19 protein-coding genes are annotated in these 19,475 nt (G+C 52.2%); 4 read left to right on the top strand and 15 right to left on the bottom strand.

Going from position 1 to position 19,475, the window contains the following annotated elements:
- Position 1: 1 nt before the first annotated feature.
- Complete coding sequence (locus ACJJIV_RS16235; protein ID WP_444889629.1) at positions 2-1,897, top strand: M48 family metallopeptidase; 1,896 nt, start codon at positions 2-4, stop codon at positions 1,895-1,897.
- A gap of 19 nt (positions 1,898-1,916) precedes the next feature.
- On the opposite strand, the gene ACJJIV_RS16230 is transcribed toward ACJJIV_RS16235, so the two are convergent.
- The 9 genes from ACJJIV_RS16230 to zapE all read right to left on the bottom strand — a co-directional run bounded on the left by ACJJIV_RS16230 (position 1,917) and on the right by zapE (position 10,332).
- On the bottom strand, positions 1,917-2,540 hold the full coding sequence (locus ACJJIV_RS16230; RefSeq protein ID WP_444889628.1) for a Yip1 family protein: 624 nt from the start codon (positions 2,538-2,540) through the stop codon (positions 1,917-1,919).
- 106 nt (positions 2,541-2,646) lie between these two features.
- Positions 2,647-3,747: a GGDEF domain-containing protein gene (locus ACJJIV_RS16225; RefSeq protein ID WP_444889627.1), complete on the bottom strand. Its 1,101-nt coding sequence runs from the start codon at positions 3,745-3,747 to the stop codon at positions 2,647-2,649.
- Positions 3,748-3,992: 245 nt separating this feature from the next.
- Positions 3,993-4,388: a ClpXP protease specificity-enhancing factor gene (locus tag ACJJIV_RS16220; protein WP_252086012.1), complete on the bottom strand. Its 396-nt coding sequence runs from the start codon at positions 4,386-4,388 to the stop codon at positions 3,993-3,995.
- Positions 4,389-4,413: 25 nt separating this feature from the next.
- Positions 4,414-5,040, bottom strand: a complete 627-nt coding sequence (locus ACJJIV_RS16215; protein ID WP_252082981.1) for a glutathione S-transferase N-terminal domain-containing protein — start codon at positions 5,038-5,040, stop codon at positions 4,414-4,416.
- A gap of 104 nt (positions 5,041-5,144) precedes the next feature.
- The gene (locus ACJJIV_RS16210) at positions 5,145-7,346 is read right to left on the bottom strand and encodes a ubiquinol-cytochrome c reductase (protein ID WP_444884042.1); all 2,202 of its coding nucleotides are present in this window, start codon (positions 7,344-7,346) and stop codon (positions 5,145-5,147) included.
- On the bottom strand, positions 7,343-7,942 hold the full coding sequence (gene petA, locus ACJJIV_RS16205; protein WP_444884041.1) for a ubiquinol-cytochrome c reductase iron-sulfur subunit: 600 nt from the start codon (positions 7,940-7,942) through the stop codon (positions 7,343-7,345). Before petA ends, ACJJIV_RS16210 begins: the two co-directional genes overlap by 4 nt.
- Positions 7,943-8,243: 301 nt before the next feature.
- The gene (rpsI, locus tag ACJJIV_RS16200) at positions 8,244-8,636 is read right to left on the bottom strand and encodes a 30S ribosomal protein S9 (RefSeq protein WP_252082984.1); all 393 of its coding nucleotides are present in this window, start codon (positions 8,634-8,636) and stop codon (positions 8,244-8,246) included.
- Between the two features lie 15 nt (positions 8,637-8,651).
- Entirely contained in the window at positions 8,652-9,080 is a 429-nt protein-coding gene (gene rplM / locus ACJJIV_RS16195) for a 50S ribosomal protein L13 (RefSeq protein WP_152454552.1), read from the bottom strand.
- Positions 9,081-9,207: 127 nt separating this feature from the next.
- Positions 9,208-10,332, bottom strand: a complete 1,125-nt coding sequence (gene zapE / locus ACJJIV_RS16190; protein ID WP_444889626.1) for a cell division protein ZapE — start codon at positions 10,330-10,332, stop codon at positions 9,208-9,210.
- A gap of 357 nt (positions 10,333-10,689) precedes the next feature.
- Between zapE and ACJJIV_RS16185 the strand changes: the two genes are divergently transcribed.
- Positions 10,690-11,130 carry a Z-ring associated ZapG family protein gene (locus ACJJIV_RS16185; protein WP_252082986.1) on the top strand — a complete coding sequence of 147 codons (441 nt, stop codon included), beginning with the start codon at positions 10,690-10,692 and terminating at the stop codon, positions 11,128-11,130.
- Between the two features lie 90 nt (positions 11,131-11,220).
- On the opposite strand, the gene sat is transcribed toward ACJJIV_RS16185, so the two are convergent.
- Entirely contained in the window at positions 11,221-12,411 is a 1,191-nt protein-coding gene (gene sat / locus ACJJIV_RS16180; RefSeq protein ID WP_444889625.1) for a sulfate adenylyltransferase, read from the bottom strand.
- 623 nt (positions 12,412-13,034) lie between these two features.
- On the opposite strand from sat, the gene ACJJIV_RS16175 reads away from it, so the two are divergent.
- Both ACJJIV_RS16175 and ACJJIV_RS16170 read left to right on the top strand, forming a co-directional pair.
- Positions 13,035-14,177 carry a S1C family serine protease gene (locus ACJJIV_RS16175; RefSeq protein WP_444884038.1) on the top strand — a complete coding sequence of 381 codons (1,143 nt, stop codon included), beginning with the start codon at positions 13,035-13,037 and terminating at the stop codon, positions 14,175-14,177.
- A 27-nt stretch (positions 14,178-14,204) separates the two neighbouring features.
- Positions 14,205-14,639 (top strand): nuclear transport factor 2 family protein, encoded by a 435-nt coding sequence (locus ACJJIV_RS16170; RefSeq protein WP_444886960.1) that lies wholly within the window; start codon positions 14,205-14,207, stop codon positions 14,637-14,639.
- Between the two features lie 24 nt (positions 14,640-14,663).
- Here the strand turns inward: ACJJIV_RS16170 and ACJJIV_RS16165 are convergent, their stop codons facing one another.
- From ACJJIV_RS16165 to ACJJIV_RS16145, 5 genes are read right to left on the bottom strand one after another with little or no spacing between them, the layout of a single operon-like run.
- Complete coding sequence (locus ACJJIV_RS16165; protein WP_444889624.1) at positions 14,664-15,827, bottom strand: hypothetical protein; 1,164 nt, start codon at positions 15,825-15,827, stop codon at positions 14,664-14,666.
- A 42-nt stretch (positions 15,828-15,869) separates the two neighbouring features.
- Positions 15,870-17,177, bottom strand: coding sequence for a histidinol dehydrogenase (gene hisD / locus ACJJIV_RS16160; protein WP_444889623.1), 1,308 nt, complete (start codon positions 17,175-17,177; stop codon positions 15,870-15,872).
- Positions 17,178-17,193: 16 nt separating this feature from the next.
- Positions 17,194-17,829 (bottom strand): ATP phosphoribosyltransferase, encoded by a 636-nt coding sequence (gene hisG / locus ACJJIV_RS16155; protein WP_444889622.1) that lies wholly within the window; start codon positions 17,827-17,829, stop codon positions 17,194-17,196.
- Between the two features lie 59 nt (positions 17,830-17,888).
- A complete protein-coding gene (murA, locus tag ACJJIV_RS16150; protein ID WP_252082993.1) occupies positions 17,889-19,151 on the bottom strand; it encodes a UDP-N-acetylglucosamine 1-carboxyvinyltransferase in 1,263 nt (420 codons plus the stop codon).
- Positions 19,152-19,193: 42 nt separating this feature from the next.
- Positions 19,194-19,427 carry a BolA family protein gene (locus ACJJIV_RS16145; protein ID WP_444884033.1) on the bottom strand — a complete coding sequence of 78 codons (234 nt, stop codon included), beginning with the start codon at positions 19,425-19,427 and terminating at the stop codon, positions 19,194-19,196.
- Positions 19,428-19,475 lie beyond the last annotated feature (48 nt).

Here is a 19,475-nt window from a genome sequence, read left to right as displayed (position 1 = left end):
GATGAACTTCTTCGAGTACCAGGATAAGGCCAGGCGCAACAGCGGCTTGTTAGTCGGACTCTTTACGTTGGCGTTAATTCTGCTGGTTGGATTGACCACCCTGGTGGCTGCCGCTGCGGTTTCGTATTCCCGCGGCCAGGCTTTTTCCCCACTGGCGATCGAGCAGCTGCTCGGCTGGCAGACAGTGGGCTACATAGCACTTACCATAGTAACTATCGTGGCCCTGGGCAGCTTGTACAAACTGCAGCAGCTGGCCGCCGGCGGTAAAGTGGTGGCGGAGTCGCTGGGCGGGCGCAAACTCAATATCGCCCCTCAGGGCCCTGCCGAACAGCGCGCCCTGAATGTGGTGGAGGAGATGGCCATCGCCTCCGGCACCCCGGTGCCGGATGTTTACCTGATTGAAGATCAAGCCATCAATGCATTCGCCGCTGGCTACAAGCCCTGCGATGCGGTGATCGGTCTTACACGCGGCTGCATTGAAAATCTCAACCGAGACGAGCTGCAGGGTGTGGTGGCCCATGAATTCAGCCATATCCTCAATGGCGACACCCGCTTGAACATCCGCATCGTCGGCCTGTTAAATGGCATCCTAATTATTGGCCTATTGGGGCACTGGCTGGTACGTGGTATCTACCCCAACAGTAGTAATAACCGCGGCCGTATACCCCTGTTTGCTTTGGGCCTAGCCCTGATGGTATTGGGCTATGCAGGCACATTACTCGGCAACCTAATCAAATCCGCTGTGAGTCGGCAACGGGAATATCTTGCAGACGCCTCTGCGGTCCAGTTCACCCGCAACAAGGCAGGTATTGCCAACGCCCTCAAGAAAATTGGCGGCTACAGCACTGGCTCAAACCTCAGCAGTGGCAGAGCGGCTGAGTTCAGTCATATGTTTTTTAGCAGTGGCCTAAAGCGCTCATTTTTCAACCTGCTCGCCAGTCATCCTCCCCTGAGTAAACGCATAGCGCGGCTAGAACCTAGCTGGAATGGCCTCTACCTCAATGAGCGAAGCTCCACTGCACAAACGCAAATTAAAGAAACAAATTCCGAGTCAACTATCCGTTTCGTCGACTCAGCCCCCTTCCAGGTCGCCCTGGAAGCGGTGGACAACAGTATTGCCTGCCCCAGTGCACAACAAGTGCAATACGGCCGTCAGCTACTGGAATCTATCCCCTCCGCTATCCTGCAGGCTGCTCACGACCCCTTCATCGCTCGTGCCCTGATTTATCATCTGCTGCTGCACAGCGGAGAGAGCGAGCGCGAGGCCCAGATGGTGCTATTGAAGAAAATCGCCCATCCCGCGGTAGTAAGAGAAATGCACAAGTTAGCTCCACAACTAAAAGCTCTGCCCGACAATGCGCGCCTGCCGCTTTTAGATCTCTGCGTACCCGCACTCAAAGTACTGGTTCCACAGCAATACCAGGTATTCAAGAGAAACCTGATTAAACTATTGCGCAGCGATGGAAAGATTGAGATCTGGGAGTGGGCCCTGTATCGAGTATTGATACACGCCCTGGAAGAGAGTCCCGATCGGCAGCGCCTTTCCAGCAAGAAAGGCGCTGGTACCGATGCCTCTCGTTTCCTGATCGCAGCCATTGCCCATGCGGGTAATAGCGAGTACCTACCGGCAAAACGCGCCTACGAGCAGGGGCTAAAGTTATTACAGCTAGAGGTCACCCCGCTGCCAAGCCGCAAAGATATCGATCTGCAGCATCTGGACAAAGCGATCGCTATAGCCAGTCAAATGAAGCCTTTAGAAAAGCCCTTACTGCTAAAAGCTTTGGTTTACACTCTAAACCACAATGGCATTATCAAGGCGGTAGAGATTGAGTTGCTCAGAGCGGTAGCGGACAGCCTGGATTGCCCTATGCCGCCCCTAGTATTAAAAGAAAACTAGCCTGGCAAATTATTTACTCTTAAGGCGCGTGGTGCTGATAGATTGGACCTATGCCCACACTCCATAAAATAACGGAGGTGATTAGCACTGTGACCATCAACACCAAGGCCACGGTCAACACTGCGCAAGCATAAAGGAAGGCCCGCTCTTTATTCATATTCATCAAAATGGGGATGCCTGCAAACACCAGATAGATGGAATACATACCCGCAATTCCGACCGCAGCCATGGTCAACCAGGGGTGTGGGAAAAGCACGACAATACTGGCAAGAAAAATCGGTGTGGTGATAAAAACGGCGAGTGCTGTACCTTCATAGTGCCTAGTGGGCTCATCCCCCTCGACCCCATAGGACCTGGCCATCCAGTTGATAAATTCCCCTAGGAAATAAACACCAACCAAAAGAGCAAAATAGGTAACGATTGATAAAACCGCCGCACTCTCAGGGGTCAGCTTCGCCAAGTGCCCGCCTACTTCAAACCCTACCCTAGTTACACCAAAATAACCGGCAACTGTAGGTATCAAAGCTAGAAATGGCACATGGGTCATGAATACCTGGAAGAAAGAATGCCTGTCCGCCCGTATAGCCTTCCACTCTTTCTCTGGGTTGGTCAGAATACCAATAGTGTGACTGAGTAACCGCACGCTTATTCTCCCTTTAATACCCTGCTTTGCAGTATCGGGGGTCGGCGTGAAAATAACCAATGCAAATAAGAAATTAAGCGCCACTTTCAAATTAGGTTGATTTATATCAATGGTGGATACTCATGCGATTTCGACCACTGCGTTTAGCTTTATAAAGTGCCTGGTCCGCAGCTTTTAGAATCTCCTCAGCCCTTCTCAATCTCCTGCTTTTCTGGGCAAGGCCGATACTAACGGTTACCTTGACTTGCTGGCCCGTACGGTTCTCAGAACGCCAAAATTTATTCCCAGAGCTACGTTTTCCTGAGCGCAGATGCATAGGGTAAGAGGCAATTTTCTCCCGCATAAATTCCAGCTGTTTCTCTGCCGCTTCCCGGTCACGCCCCGGTATCAGCAACACAAATTCCTCACCACCGTAGCGAAATAATTGCCCCGGTGCATATCTGGCAATTTGGGTAGCCACCATCCGCAATACCTGATCTCCAAGCTGATGCCCAAAGCGGTCGTTCAGCTTTTTAAAATGATCGATATCAATCATCGCAATGCAATAGTGCCACCCCGGTGTAAGCATTTGATAGCGAAACGCCCTCCGAGACTTAACCCCGGTCAGTTCATCGCGAAAAGCCAACTCATAACTACTCCCAAGCAACGAAGTTAGAAGAAGTAAGCCCGCTACAGACATCAGAGGAACCAAGGGCATACCACTCCAAACCCCATAAAGCATAAGCAGGTTGCAACTTAGCAACCCCATGGCTGTTGGTCCTGGGTAAAGGATCAATAGAGCGAATGCCCCCATTGAAGCCGCCATACAGGCCAAAAGTGGTAGCGGAGAGTTGAACGATTCAAAGGCTAACGACCAAGCCGGCAAGTGTGGCAACGAGAACTGCTGCAACAGTGGACCAAAGTTCTGCTGCATCCAAAAGAGCCCCATCCCCTGCCCGAGAAGCGCCAATAGCCAGACACCACCCAAATAGCCCCAGATACTACGATCGCGGCTACAACCAAATAGCATCAGATTGAGAGCTATCAATCCCAGGTAAATGGGTAGGTCCTGCTCCCACCCCAATAACCAGTCCAGGCGAGTCGCCCCATAGAAAGCCATCAGTAGCAATGCAGCCAAACCAACCCGGCTGGAGTGATAAAAAAAGCTGAGTAGCAGCGCCCCTACCAACAGGAGAAATGGCAGCTGGGCATTGTGCAGAAAGGCCAAATCAAGCCAAGGTAAGTATTGGACAAGCGGTAAACCCAGAAGCAGCCCAGGTATCCAGCTAAAACGCAGCCACTGCAAGTACGACGGCATGGTGATGAATAGAAACTAAAAAATAACAGGCAATTTTACGTAACTAGCAAGCACGTATTCTCAGAAGTAACTCACAGAAAAAGAGAGGAGCGAAAATAAGCTAGAGTAAAAACAACAAAGGGGGCAAAACCGCCCCCTTCGAAATCCTGATGCGATTACTTCACCACCCTTAGCGAGGGCTTTTTCACCGACTTTTTGCCTAAACTGGTAGGCGGTGTCGGCTCCGGCGGCTCCGGGGTCTCTTCAGGCTCGAACACCATGCCCTGCCCATTTTCACGGGCATAGATACCGATAACCGCCCCTACCGGGACTTGTATATCGGTAGGCACGCCACCAAAACGCGCATTAAATCTGATCGCATAGTTATCCATGGTCAGGCCAACCACAGCACTTTCCGAGACATTCAGCACAATCTGGCCGTCGTCGTTAACATGCTGTTGAGGCACCAAGACTCCAGACAAATGGGTATCCACCAGAATATAGGGAGTGCACCGGTTATCGGTTATCCACTCATAGAACGCCCGTAAAATGTAAGGGCGATTGGATGTCATAGCCGGCTTACTCACAAAAGTGTCCTCAACGCATTTCCCGTTCGTACTCAGTCAGGCTCTGCTGGAAGGCTTCGCGAGCAAATAGGCGATCCATATAATCCAGTAACGGCTTAACCTGCTTGGTTTTAGGCAAACTGACTTCAAACTGCTCAAGACGCCACAGCAGCGGGGCCATGCAGCAATCGACCAGAGAGAACTCTTCATTAAAGAAATAGGGCAACTCGGTAAACATCGGCGCAATACCAACGAAGCTATCGCGCAGCTCTTTACGCGCAGAAGCTACATCTTTGCCGCCGGCCAAGATTTTATCTACCAGCGGGCACCAGTCACGCTCGATGCGGTGCATAATCTGGCGGCTCTGTGCACGGGCAACCGGATACACAGGCAGCAACGGCGGATGCGGGAAACGTTCGTCCAGATATTCCATCATCACCTTGGTTTCGAACAATACTAAATCGCGATCTACCAGGGTGGGCAAAGAATTATAGGGGTTGAGGTCAGCGAGCTCGGCTGGTTTATCATCGGGATCAACATCAATGATGTCGACGGAAACTCCCTTTTCTGCAAGCACAATGCGCACGCGGTGGCTGTAGTGGCTGCGACCATCGGAAAAGAAGGTCATCGAGGAGCGCTTGTTGGTAGGCACACCCATGTTCAATCTACCTCAAACTAGTTGGTCGGCGAGCGCCAACCTTTTCAAAATATAAAAGGGTGGCGGAGCAACTCCACCACCCATCAAAGAGAAACCGGCGAAACTTAGTGGTGTATGTCTTTCCAGTACTCGCGGTTCAACAGCCAGGCGAAGATAAAGAATACAAAAATAAACGCCAGCACGTAGAAACCAATGCGCTTGCGATCTTCAGCCATAGGCTCGGCAATGTACTCCATAAAGTTGACCAAGTCATACATAGCCTGGTCGAACTCTTCAGGATTCATGGAGCCCTTCACACTACCGACTTTCAGGCTGCCACAATCGGCATCCATAATGGGGTTGCCCAACTCATCGCGCACAATCTTGCCGTGGTCGCGCTTAGGACCCGGGGCACATTCCGGTAAACCCTGCAGCTCCATCAAAACATGGGGCATAGCGACACTGGGGAATACCAGGTTGTTCACACCAGTAGCCCGGCTGTCATCCTTGTAGAAACTGCGGAGATAAGTGTAGAGCCATTCCGGTGAGCGGGAGCGGGCTACCAGCGTCAGGTCCGGAGGTGTGGCACCGAACCACACCTTCGAGTCATCCGGACGCATGGAGATCTCCATCAGATTACCAATCTTATCGTTGCCCAGAACCAGGTTCTGCATCATCAACTCGTTGGGGATATCCAGATCGGTGGCAACGCGCTCCCAGCGGGAGTAGTTGGCACTGTGGCAACCCATGCAGTAGTTGACGAAGTACTTGGCACCGCGCTGCAGAGACGGCTTGTCCTGCAGGTCGATATTGATGTGGTCCAGCTCAACACTGGACTCGGCACCTACGGCCTTAATCGGGATAAGGGTCAGCAGTCCAACAACCACGATACCAATAAACAAGATACCGAAAGTCTTGGCGCCAGACGGGCTGGTTACACGCTCAGGCTCCGGATATACGTCATCGCGGTTAGTAATCCATGGCAGAGCGGCAAAGAAGCCCGCCAGTAGAAGGGTTACCACAGCCATGAAAGTATTCACAGAGAGATTGGCAACGGCCATCCACAGGAACAGCACACCGAAACCGATGCTTACAACCCAGGAACCAATGCCTTTTTTGCTCTTCGGATTCGTCCAGACCGGCATGGTCAGGAAGAAGGCGAAGTAGAACAGAGTCGCCACCTGAGACAGGAAGTTGCGTTCAGGGGTCGGAGATTTAACACCAAGATAACCGAGGATAATAAATACCGCAGCGAACACCAGCAGTAATGCCTTGGGCAACCAGCCTTTGTAGCGGATGGAACGCACCGGGCTCTTATCCAGCCAGGGCAGCACAAACAGCACCGCAATAGCAGCACCCATAGCAACAGTACCGAGGAACTTAGCCGGTAGAGGGCCAATATCCATAGTTACTGCGCGCAAAACTGCATAGAAGGGTGTGAAGTACCAAACCGGGGCAATATGTGGCGGTGTCTTCAGCGGGTTTGCCTCTTCGAAGTTAGCGTACTCCAGGAAGAAGCCACCCATCTCCGGGAAGAAGAACACCACGGTTGCGAAGATAAACAGGAATACCGCAATACCCACCAAGTCGTGAACCGAGTAGTAAGGGTGGAAAGGCACGCCGTCTTTGGGAATACCGTTCTCGTCTTTGTTCTTCTTGATCTCGATACCGTCTGGGTTGTTAGAGCCCACTTCGTGCAGCGCAAGAATGTGCAATACCACCAACAATACCAGCACCAACGGCAATGCAATGACGTGCAGAGAGAAGAATCGGGTCAGAGTAATACCTGAAATCAGGTAGTCACCACGAATCCACTCCACCAGGGTGTCACCGATGCCGGGTATCGCACCAAACAGGGACACGATCACCTGGGCACCCCAGTAGGACATCTGACCCCAGGGCAGTACGTAACCCATAAAGGCTTCGGCCATTAGCACCAGGTAGATACACATACCGAAGATCCACACCAGCTCGCGGGGCGGCTTATAAGAGCCGTACATCAGGCCGCGGAACATATGCAGATACACCACCACGAAGAAGGCAGACGCACCTGTCGAGTGGAGATAGCGTATCAACCAGCCCCACTCCACATCACGCATGATGTATTCAACGGAGGCAAAGGCGCCCTCTGCAGAGGGGTTAAAACTCATTACCAGCCAAATACCGGTCAACAACTGGTTGACCAGTACGAGCAGGGAGAATACGCCGAAGAAGTACCAGAGGTTAAAGTTTTTGGGCGCATAGTACTTGCCCATATGCTTATCCCAGGCCTGGTAGATCGGCAAACGCTGATCAACCCAGTCACCGAAATTTGCTAGCCATTTCATGCAGCGCCCTCCTGGTCTACACCAATCACGATTACAGCATCGCTCTCATAGGAATAAGGCGGAACCTCCAGATTGGTAGGTGCCGGAACACCGGCGTATACACGGCCAGCCATATCGTATTTAGAACCGTGGCAGGGACAGAAGAAACCGCCCATCCATTCGTCACCACCCAGGTCGGCAGCACCGACTTCGGGACGGTACATAGGCGCACAGCCCAGGTGTGTACACAGACCGACCAGAACCAACAACTTCGGCTTGATAGAGCGGTTTTCCGGGTTTACATAAGCCGGCTGGATAGACTCTTCGGAATTGGGATCGCGCAATAGCGGCTCCACCTTTTCCAGGTCCTGTAAAATCTCGTCAGTACGACGGACCACATATACCGGCTTGCCGCGCCACTCAACGGTGACCATCTGACCCGGCTCAAGTTTGCTAATGTTGTACTTAACCGGAGCGCCCGCAGCTTTCGCCTTGGCACTCGGCTTCCAGGAAGCGACGAAAGGCACGGCCACCCCAACCGCACCCGCACCACCAACTACAGAGGTAGCAGCGGTTAAAAAACGGCGCCGTCCTACATTTACACCGTCATCACTCATGACGTAGTTCTCCCATCACAGCGATCCCGGACAGACCGGAAATGCGCTGGCCCAAACCCAAAAAGTCTTGAAAGAAGTCCCGCTCCGGCAGATTGCCCGCGCGAATAAACCCCACAAATCAAGCGGATACAAATCCGCGCAATGTTAAAGAAAATGCCATTTTGATACAAGGCAAAGACCTGGGGAACGTCTGGAATTGCGCGGTGAAATTGCGAGAAATTGAACAATTCCCAAATGGGTATTCAAAGTCACAACTACCGGATAGAAAAAAGCCCGGCAATTGCCGGGCCCAAAAGAAAGCTTAACGCTTGGAGAATTGCGGCTTCTTACGCGCTTTGCGCAGACCCACTTTCTTACGCTCAACCTCACGGGCGTCGCGGGTAACAAAACCAGCGGCGCGCAGCGGTTGGCGAAGCTCCTCATCGTACTGCATCAGGGCGCGGGTCAGGCCGTGACGGATTGCACCCGCCTGACCAAAGGAACCACCACCTTTTACAGTTGCGATGATGTCGAATTTTTCGACCATGTCTACTTTTTCCAGCGGCTGACGCACGATCATGCGAGCCACCTGGCGGCCAAAGTATTCGTCCAGGTCGCGACCATTTACGCTGATCTTTCCTTCACCGGGCACGATAAATACACGAGCGGTGGAGGTCTTGCGGCGGCCGGTACCGTAGTATTGAGTAGTTGCCATCAGATTTCTTCCCGTTTAGATCGCCAGTTCAATCGGCTGTTGTGCCGCGTGAGGATGTTCACTACCGCCGTATACTTTCAGCTTCTTGAACATGGCGCGACCCAGAGGACCCTTCGGCAGCATGCCTTTAACGGCGCTTTGAATGGTACGCTCGGGCGCTTTCTCGATCAGCTTTTCAAAGCTGATGGACTTGAGACCACCGGGATAGCCGGAGTGGCTGTGGTAGATCTTGTCTTTGGCCTTATTGCCGGTCACGCGAACCTTCTCGGCATTGATCACAATAATGTAATCGCCAGTGTCCACGTGGGGCGTGTATTCAGGCTTGTGCTTGCCACGCAGGCGGTGGGCGATCTCGGCAGAAATACGGCCGAGGGTCTTGTCCGCAGCGTCAACAATGTACCAGTCGCGTTTTACCGCTTCTGGCTTGGCACTGTATGTCTTCATGTTATAAACACCTGTAATATGACCCCTTGGTTTTAGGGGCCGTCCCACAAAAGAGCGCGGATAGTACAAAAGGAGTGCTCGCTTTTCAAGCGATTTCTGGGGCGCCCACCCATCTCGGCAAGCGAGGCTATTCCGGGCGATGTGCCCTCTCCAGGTACTCCCTGGACTGCATTTCCAATAACCGGCTGACCGTGCGCTCAAACTCAAAACGCAGGTGCTGCCCTCTATATAATTCTTCGGCCAGTACCTCTGCAGAGATCACCAACTTGACGCAGCGATCGTAGAATTCATCTACCAAATTGATAAAGCGGCGCGCCTGGGCATCCATGCGCTCATCAAACCGCGGTACCGCCGCCAACAGCACCGTATGGAATTCCCGCGCCAACTCTATATAGTCATTTTGTGAGCGAGGACCATCGCACAGATCTGCAAAATTGAACCAGGCAACATCATCTGCCACCTTCAGTGCGCGGATAGGACGCCCCTCAACCTGCAAGTCGACATCACTGCGCACCTCACAACCATCCACGATCAGACGGGAGAAACTGTTGGACAGGTTTTCGTCTGCCGCTCTGTCGAGTGGAGCATGGTAAAGCTCCAGTAACTCCAGGGTGCGCAGCCGGTAGTCGGTGCCACCATCGACATTCACCACCTTGGTGTGTTGCTGCAGGAGTTCTATAGCTGGCAGAAAACGGGCTCGCTGCAGACCATCTTTATAGAGCCCTTCCGGCACGATATTAGAGGTGGCCACTAGAGCCACCCCACGGCGGAACAAGGCATCCAAAAGGCCCGCCAGGATCATAGCGTCAGCGATATCGGAGACAAAGAACTCATCAAAACAGAGCACACGCGCCCTTCGCGCAATCTTGTCGGCTACCTTTTCCAGCGGGTTTTTCTCCCCGGCATACTCCTTCAGATCCTGGTGAACCTGGCGCATAAACCTGTGGAAATGAGTGCGCTGCTTCTGCTCAAACGGCAGGGACTCATAGAAGGCATCCATCAGATAGGTTTTACCGCGTCCCACCCCACCCCAGAAGTAGAGCCCGCGCTCAGGCCCAACATCGGCGCCGCGCAGACGTGAGACTAGCCCGGCAAGAAACCCTCGCTCAGCCCTTGCCACCAGGCGCAGATGCAGATTTTGCAGCTCCTGAACCGCTGCCCTCTGGGACGAGTCCTCCAAAAATTCAGGGCGCTGCAGGTCATTCTCATAGCGCTCAAGAGGGGAAAGTAAGAGAGGTTTGGCGGGCAACATAGATGAAAATTTCTTCAACAGCTAAATCACAGGCGCGCACTCTACCAAATTCACCACAAAGCCGCCTAGGCGACAAAGGTACAACATCAGTGAACCCAGCCAGGCCCTACCCGTGTCCGATTCGCCAGCCTATACCGGCAATTCGGAACTGGCGGTAAATTGGCGTGTCGCAAATAACTAACAACCTTAATTGTCAGATTAATAATCGCGTATACTGGGCCCGCTAACATTGGGCGACAGTCACTTAACATTGACCATCCAGGGCCTCAGACAGTATCGCGGTCCAAATAACCGCCATCCATAATCATGCACCAGGGATCGCCAGTGCCATATAAGAGCAAGTTCGGGAGGTAGGAAGTGCACTCTACATCGGTATTAATTTTAGTTGGCATTCTCGGAATGACGCTGGGTGCTTTTTTAGCCTACCTGGCGATTCGCGGGCGCTCCAGTATTGACCGCACCCAAGAGCTGGAACAGCGCCTGCGAGAGGCCAATAGCAAGCTCGAGGATTTCCAGCTACAGGTCAATGAACACTTTGACCAAACTTCTCAGCTGGTTCACAACCTGACCGAAAGTTACAAAGACGTTCACGAGTATCTATCCAATAGCGCTTTACGCCTCTCCAACCAGGATATAGGCCGACAAATGCTTGAAGCCGGTAGCGGCAAACTGAAAGAAGACGACAAGCAACTTCAAGAGATGGAACCACCGAAAGACTGGGCACCAAAAGAGCCCGGCGCCAAAGGCACCCTCGATGAAGATTATGGCCTGGAGAAAGAAGCCCACGCAGGCAGTTAACAAGTAACAAAGCCCAATAAGCTCTATTTTTCACAACGGTGTAAAATCACAAAAGGCGGGATATCCCGCCTTTTTCATTAAGTTGTAAACTTACAGACTCTGATAATAATCCATCAGGATCTGCGCCACTTCCGGGCGGGAGAACTCCGGAGGCGGCGCAATGCCATCCCCCAGCATTTCACGTACCTTGGTTCCAGACAGCAGAATAAAGTCTTCCTTAGTGTGATCTGGTACATCACGCATCATCACAACTTTATTGAGCTTCTTTGAGTAGGCCGTGTGATCGGCTCGGAAGATTTCGATTTCCAAAGCACCCTCAGGCACCTTCTCATCGAAAATAGTCTGCGCATCGAAGGCACCGTAGTAATCTCCAACACCAGCATGATCTCGGCCTACAATCAGGTGGCTACAACCACAGTTCTGGCGGAACAACGCGTGCAGCACGGCTTCGCGGGGACCAGCATAGAGCATGTCAAAACCATAACCGGTCACCATTACGGTATTAGCAGGGAAGTAAAGCTCGACCATCTTGCGAATCGAGGCATCGCGTACCGGCGCAGGGATATCACCGGGCTTCAACTGCCCCAGTAACATATGAATTAGAACACCATCCGCTTCTACCGCTTCGAGAGCCATCTTACACAGCTCTTCATGGGCGCGATGCATAGGATTGCGGGTTTGGAAGGCCACCACTTTGCTCCAACCACGCTCGGCAAATTCGTTGCGAATTTCTACCGCTGTGCGGAAGGTATCCGGGAAGTCGTTAATAAAATAACTAAAGTTCAGTACTTCGATAGGGCCAGAAATTAACTGGCGACCAGCGGATTTAAAGGTGGCTACACCGGGATGCTTATCATCCAGGGTGCCAAAGACCTGCTCGGCCATAGCATCCATCTGCTCATCGGATACGGTTTCAATCGATTCCACATCCATGATCGCCAGCACCGGGTTACCCTCAACATTCGGGTCCCGCAGGGCAATTCGAGATGCCCCCTCAATAGCACTGGTGTCTTCAACAACATTCAACACAGGCACAGGCCAAAAGAGGCCGTCGACTGTGCGCAAGGTGGCAGCAACACTCAGCGCATCAGCCAAGCTCATATAACCGTGTAAGGGGTTGAAATAGCCCGCTCCCAGCATGACTGCGTTGGCGGCAGCGGCAGAGCTAACCACAATAGAGGGCAACGACTCCGCCTCATGCATCAGCTGGTGATGCCGCTCGCTGTCATAAACAAAGCGAGGCTGCAGCTCAACACTGCCGTGGGGACGAACTAAGGACATTTTGGTCTCCAAATACAAAATTTGCCGGTTAGTCAATTATCGGCTGGCCATTATACGCATCTATAAAGGCTGACCAATGTCAAACCTATACAGAGTGGGGGAGTATAGCTCTCCCTATAGCCCACTAAACAACAATACTGCTCTAAGAAATTGATGCTCTACCTAAACACAGTTTTTACAGATCGTACATATATTCGAAGTAAAGGCTGCTATTCGAAGTAAAGGCTGCGGTTAATCTAGCCAGGAAATAAACACTGGGAAAATATCCCCGAATATCCGTTTGGGGCTGTCAACATCAATAGGGCATAGATATAAGAACTGGGGCGAGAAAAGTCGGCTTACCACCCCCGATCAAGCTCAATAAGCCTTCTGGGGACCACAGGGTAACTATAAGCACTGGCAAGCATATGAATGGACTGCCTTGAAGGCCTCTAAACAGAAGTCATTGATGCTGATCTTTTAAATACCCCCACTAACGCACCCTCAATAGTCACTAGAGGGATAGAAAACTCCTCGCAGAACCCCTAACTCACCTTGAACTAGCCACTGAAACAGCAGCAAGGCTGTACTCGGCGAATCCCCAGCAAGAGGTGTGTATAATCAGCGCAAATGAGGAGTCTCGAGTGTCCCAAAATCGCTTTTTACAGGATTGGGCCCTGCCTGCCCTGATAGGTTTGGCTATGGCCGCACTACTGTTGGTCATATTTCCGCAGTTGCGCGGCACAAACCCCACACCTCCCCAGGAGGATTGGCAGGGGCCAGTTTCCTATGCCCAGGCAGTCAATATGGCTGGTCCCGCTGTAGTTAACATTTATACCCGCATGGCACTACCACAGCGGCAACACCCACTATTTAATGACCCCCTTTTTCGCCGTTTGTTCGACAATATGAATGTCCCACAGAGGGAACGCATGCAGTCGAACCTCGGTTCTGGGGTTATTGTCAGTGACAACGGCTATATTCTCACCAACCACCATGTGGTCGACCAGGCAGACGCTATTGTCATTCTGCTCGCTGATGGCCGCGAGGCACAGGCTCGCATGGTCGGTAGCGATGCCGACTTTGACTTGGCCGTTTTGAAAATCGAACTCGACAGCCTAACCTCTATCTCAGTTGGTGAGCCCGAATCCGCTCAAGTAGGCGATGTAGTTCTGGCTATTGGCAACCCTTTTGGGGTTGGCCAGACGGTCACCCAAGGCATCATTAGCGCCAAGGGACGCCACTTGGAAAACTCCGGCACCGGAAGCCACCTACAGAATTTCTTGCAAACTGACGCTGCCGTGAATCCGGGTAACTCCGGCGGCGCATTGGTGGACTCTCGCGGGCGCCTGCTCGGTATTAACACTTCTATTCTCAACCAGTCCGGCTACTCCGGCGGGATCAGCTTCGCCATTCCCGCCAATATCGCTTTTAAAGTAATGCAGGACATTATTGCTTACGGTCGCGTTGTACCTGGCTGGCTAGGCATCGAAGCCAGCGCAATCAGCCCGCAGATGGCTAAAGAATTCAATCTCCTCTCCACCGGTGGCGTCATGATTACTGCCATCTACAATGAGAGCCCAGCTCATAACGCCGGACTCAAACCTGGAGATGTGATCACCCATATCGATGGACTCCCCATTGGCGACGGAAAGCAAGGTGAGGCCACCATGGCAACCCTGCGTCCTGGAGACACCATCTCCATTACCTTTACTCGAGAGGGGCAGTCTCATACGGTGGAAGCTACCGTGTCAGTCAAACCAGATACAACAACCCCTGTGGAATAGCCTGCCGGGGAACAAGGAAGACAACCTATGCGCACAATCATCCTTTCCATCCTCGCGACTCTTGTTGCCGGGCAATGCTGGGCCGATGACAAAGAGGAACTCCAAAAACTACTACATTATTTTATCGATAATGCTGCCAGCAGTGCCGAGGCCCATCAGCGCTTTTGGGCTGATGACCTTGTCTATACCAGCTCCGCGGGAAAGCGATTTGGCAAAGCAAAAATCATGCAGGGCATGGAGACAGCTGGCGATGAGCCCATAACAGTGAACTACGCCGCAGAGGATATCGATATTCGCCTACTTGGAGATACGGCAGTAGTAGCTTTCAAATTAGTCGCCAACGATAGTGTCAAAGGAAAGAAAAACTATTATTTAAATACAGGCACTTTTGTGAAACGCCAGGGAGATTGGTTTGTAATCGCCTGGCAGGCAACCCAAATTCCCAGAGAAGGAAGCCAGTAGAAATAGGATATTGCGTGGGCCAGGCTAGTCCCCGGCCCGCCTTTCGCGCCAATTCTCGCGAACATTAGCCATAAATCGAGATTCACTGGGTACATTCGCCTGGGCAATTAGCCCCCTAGCAAAAGTCTCTACCTCCTCCCTACTTCTCCCCTCTCCAGAAAAAGAAGCTCGTACCTTAATAAATTTATCCTTGCGTACAAATAAATAGGTGTGGGTATCAAAGCGCTCCCCATCTGCGGCGAGGAAATAACCAGAAAGCCTGGTCACGGGCATATCCCGCCCCTGTACGCGCCATATTTCTGAAGCCTCCTCGCTGAGATCCAACGCCTGCCACTGAGCTTCCCTCTCCACCAGCTCAAGTTCCTCGCGAACCCTATTCAGCTCCTCAACCTGCGTCTGCTTCAAATCTCCCCACTCCCAATTGGGGATTGGGTAGACAAAGACATCTACAGAATCGAACTGAAACTGACGGTGCACGTAGCGCGTTTGAGCCCCAAATAACGGGTGGCTTGCAAGCACAAGAGGGTTGCTCACATACTCACCAACAGACTCCGGTAAATTCAGAGCCGAGTGGTAGTCACTCGCTCCAATGGATTGATAGAGATACTCCGGAGCCATAACCCTATCTTCCTGCAGTAAAGCTATCAGCTCCCCTGCTACCACTTTGGCCAAATCCCGCTTTGCGGTGAGCGGAGAAGTAAACAGACTTATTGTTGTTGTGAACGGAAACTCTAATTGGTAGCGTTTCAAGGGAAGGCCGTGCCAAGTCAGGATTGCATCGATATGGATATCCTGCGTGGTACGCACAGGAGCCAACATCAAGGTGGCACCGGCTATAACCGCCTCGCCGATATCCTCTATCCCCTCCTCAGAATAACCGGCAGAAGTTACCAGTAATTGGTAAGGAATATCGTCGTTACCAGAGTGTACAGAACTAAAGGCTGTGGAGGCTTCCAGCTGCCCCAATAGCTCCGTGTAGTCCACTACACCATACTGACAATATTTGAGCAGAGAACTTTCGGAATAGTCGTTACAGCGCCGTTCAAAATCCTCACCAGGCATCTTGGCGAATAGGGATAGGGCGGGAAGGCTCTGCTCAAACCCTGAATATTTTTCAATGCTATATTCATCAGTCGTCGCACAACCAACCAGGCTAAGAGCAGCTAAACACAGAAGTAATTTACGCATGATGTGCCTTACTGGTGCCAGTTACCGCGATAAGGTATTCGTTTATTTCTTGATCCGAAAGGCGGCAGAGCGAGCATGGGCTTCCAACCCTTCACCACAAGCGAGAGTGGCAGCTACACGACCAAGCTGATCGGCACCTTGTGGGGAACAATAAATAATCGAACTGCGTTTCTGAAAATCGTAAACACCCAGGGGTGAGGAGAATCTCGCGGTACCACTGGTAGGCAGCACATGGTTGGGGCCCGCGCAATAGTCCCCCAGAGCTTCTGCAGTATAGCGGCCCAGGAAAATCGCACCGGCATGACGAATTTGCGGCAACAAAGGTTCAGGATCAGCCACAGAAACTTCCAGATGTTCGGGAGCAATACGATTAGAGATTTTTATTGCCTGCTCAAGAGAGTCCACCAGAATCAGAGCACCGCGATCCATTAGTGACTTGGCTGCTATTGTTGCGCGAGGCAACTCCGCCAGCTGCCGCTCAAGGGATGACTCCACCGCATCGAGAAATTCTGCGTCAGGGCATAGCAGAATCGCCTGCGCCTGCTCATCGTGTTCGGCCTGAGACAGCAGATCCATCGCGATCCAATCTGGATCGGTGGCCCCATCACAAATAACAAGTATTTCCGAGGGCCCGGCGATCATGTCTATTGCCACATGGCCAAAGACCGCGCGCTTGGCACTAGCCACAAAGATATTACCGGGGCCAACGATCTTATCTACCGAGGCAATCGTTTCGGTGCCATAAGCCAGTGCGGCCACCGCCTGTGCACCACCAATAGTGAACACTTGATCCACTTCGGCAATCGCTGCCGCAGCCAGAACCAAATCACTGATCTCGCCCTCGGGAGCCGGAACCACCATAACCACTGAATCCACGCCAGCAACCTTTGCCGGAATAGCATTCATTAATACCGATGAAGGATAACTGGCTTTACCCCCAGGTACATAAATGCCAACACGCTCCATTGGAGTAATCTGCTGACCCAGTACTGTGCCGTCTGCCTCGGTATAGCGCCAGGAGCCCTGCTTTTGGTGTTCATGGTATTCACGTACGCGCCGGGCGGAGACTTCAAGGGCCTCACGCTCCTCGACTCCAATACGGGCAAGAGCCTCAGTCAACGCTTGTGAAGTTAAACAAAAGTCTTCTGCTCCAGTAAGATTACGGCGATCAAAACGGTTGGTATACTCAATAACCGCAGCATCCCCTCGACTGCGCACCTGTTGCAGAATTTCTGCAACTGTCTCCTCGATCTGTTTATTGGCTACCGCCTCCCAAGCGAGCAACTGCTTTAATTGCCCATCAAAATCTGTGTCAGCGGCACTTAGCCGACCAATAAACTTGCGAGTCATAACGTCTAAAAATCTTCTAGTTCTGCGCGACAGCTGTCGACAATTTTTCAATCAGCTCACTGATTGGCTGATACTTCATCTTCATGGCGGCCTTATTGACAATCAAGCGACTACTGATATGCGCAATCATTTCACGAGCTTCAAGGCCATTGGCTTTTAAGGTATTGCCACTATCGACTATATCTACAATTTCATCGGCAAGATCCATCAATGGAGCCAACTCCATTGCGCCATACAGCTTGATAATGTCCGCCTGCCGCCCTTGAGCGGCATAATGTCGCTTGGCGCTCTCAACAAATTTTGTTGCCACTTTTATCCGCCCCTTCGGCAGAGCGGCCCCCTTCACCCCTGCGGTCATCAGACGGCAGCGCGCAATACCGAGATCAAGAGGTTCATAAATACCGTCAGCATGATGTTCCAGCAGAGTATCTTTACCAGCAACCCCCATATCCGCAGCGCCATGCTGCACATACGTAGGGACATCAACACCACGCAAGAGAAGCAGGCGCACTCCCTCGCAGTTGGTGGGGAAAATCAGCTTGCGGCTTTTCCCTAGGTCTTCAAGTGGTTCCAGACCCGCCGCTGCGAGTAGAGGTAAGGTTTCTTGCAGGATACGCCCCTTGGTCAAGGCGATCGTGATTTGAATAGTCATTATTAAGCCGGCTCTTCTTCGAGAGCCGCCCCGACCAAAGGGGCGGCTGTCTCAACTTGCTAACCAGGTACTCGGCGAATACTCGCCCCCAGTTGCTGTAATTTTTCCTCAATACATTCATAACCCCGGTCTATATGGTAGATACGGTCGACTGTGGTAGTGCCTTCAGCAACCATACCTGCAATCACCAGACTTGCCGAAGCGCGTAGATCCGAGGCCATCACGGGTGCTCCTTTAAGCTTCTCGACACCTGTGACGAAAGCCGTATTACCCTCAAGCGTGATATCAGCACCCATACGGTTCAACTCATGAACCTGGATCAGCCGATTCTCAAAAATAGTCTCCACCACAGCCCCTTTACCCTCAGCTACGGCATTCATAGCGGTAAACTGCGACTGCATATCGGTGGGGAAAGCTGGGTAAGGTGCGGTGCGGAAACTCACCGCCTTAGGGCGGTTGCCCTTCATATCCAGCTCAATCCAGTCATCACCACAGCTCAGGTGTGCGCCAGCCTCCTCAAACTTCACTAATACCGCATCGAGGATGTCCGCACGGGTATGCAGAAGCCGAACCTTGCCACGAGCTGCTGCCGCAGCGGCAAGAAAAGTGCCCGTCTCGATGCGATCCGGCATAACGGTAAAGGTGCAAGGGGTCAACTTGGGGACGCCGTGGATGCGCATAGTGTCAGTGCCAACACCCTCTATCTGTGCCCCCATGGCAATTAGGAATTCTGCCAGGTCGACGATCTCAGGTTCGCGCGCGGCATTGTGCAATACCGTGGTGCCCTCTGCCAAAACTGCCGCCATCAGCAGGTTTTCTGTACCACCGACAGTAACCTTCTCCATAACGATATTGGCGCCTTTAAGGCGGCCATTGGAGCGGGCCCGGATAAAACCACCGTCAATGGTTATTTCTGCACCCATCGCCTCCAGCCCTTTCAGATGGATATCCACCGGACGACTGCCGATCGCACAGCCGCCAGGGAAAGAGACATTGGCTACACCGTGGCGGGCCAGTAGCGGGCCCAAAACCAAAATAGAGGCGCGCATGGTTTTCACCAGCTCGTAGGGCGCCGTCAGATCGTTGACCGAACGGGGGTCTATTTCAACACCCAGCTTCTCATCAATTGTGACATCACACCCCATACAGCGCAGCAGAGTGATCATCGTGGTGATGTCATTAAGGTGTGGCAGGTTATGAATATGTACCGGACCATCGGCCAAAAGTGCTGCGGCCAAAATTGGCAGAGCGGAATTCTTCGCACCAGAAATTCGCAGGGTGCCGGAAACTGGGCTACCACCCTCTATTATTAACTTATCCATTCGGTCTCGTATTTCGGGAGTCGCCTGAATACAGGCGACAGGTTATCGACTGGCTTCTTCTGGAGTAAGGGTCTGCATTTGCACGGCGTGCAAAGTGCCGTCGGCAATTTTGTCATTTAGCGCCGCATAAACCAGCTGTTGCTTTTTCAAGCGGCTTAGGCCTTCAAAGGCGCTGCTCACCACAGTCACCATCAGGTGGCTACCTTCAAAGGCGACGTCGACATTACTCTCGGGGATATGACCCTCAATGAGGGTTTTGATTTCATCTGGTTGCATAGGTGGGATTTGCGTTAGTTAAAAAACATCACGCAAGTGTACTTGAAT

The sequence above is a fragment of the Microbulbifer mixtoriginis (SeqCode) genome (assembly GCF_052466765.1).
Note: the sequence above shows the minus strand (reverse complement) of the source record. Positions and strands in the feature narration are given on the sequence as shown.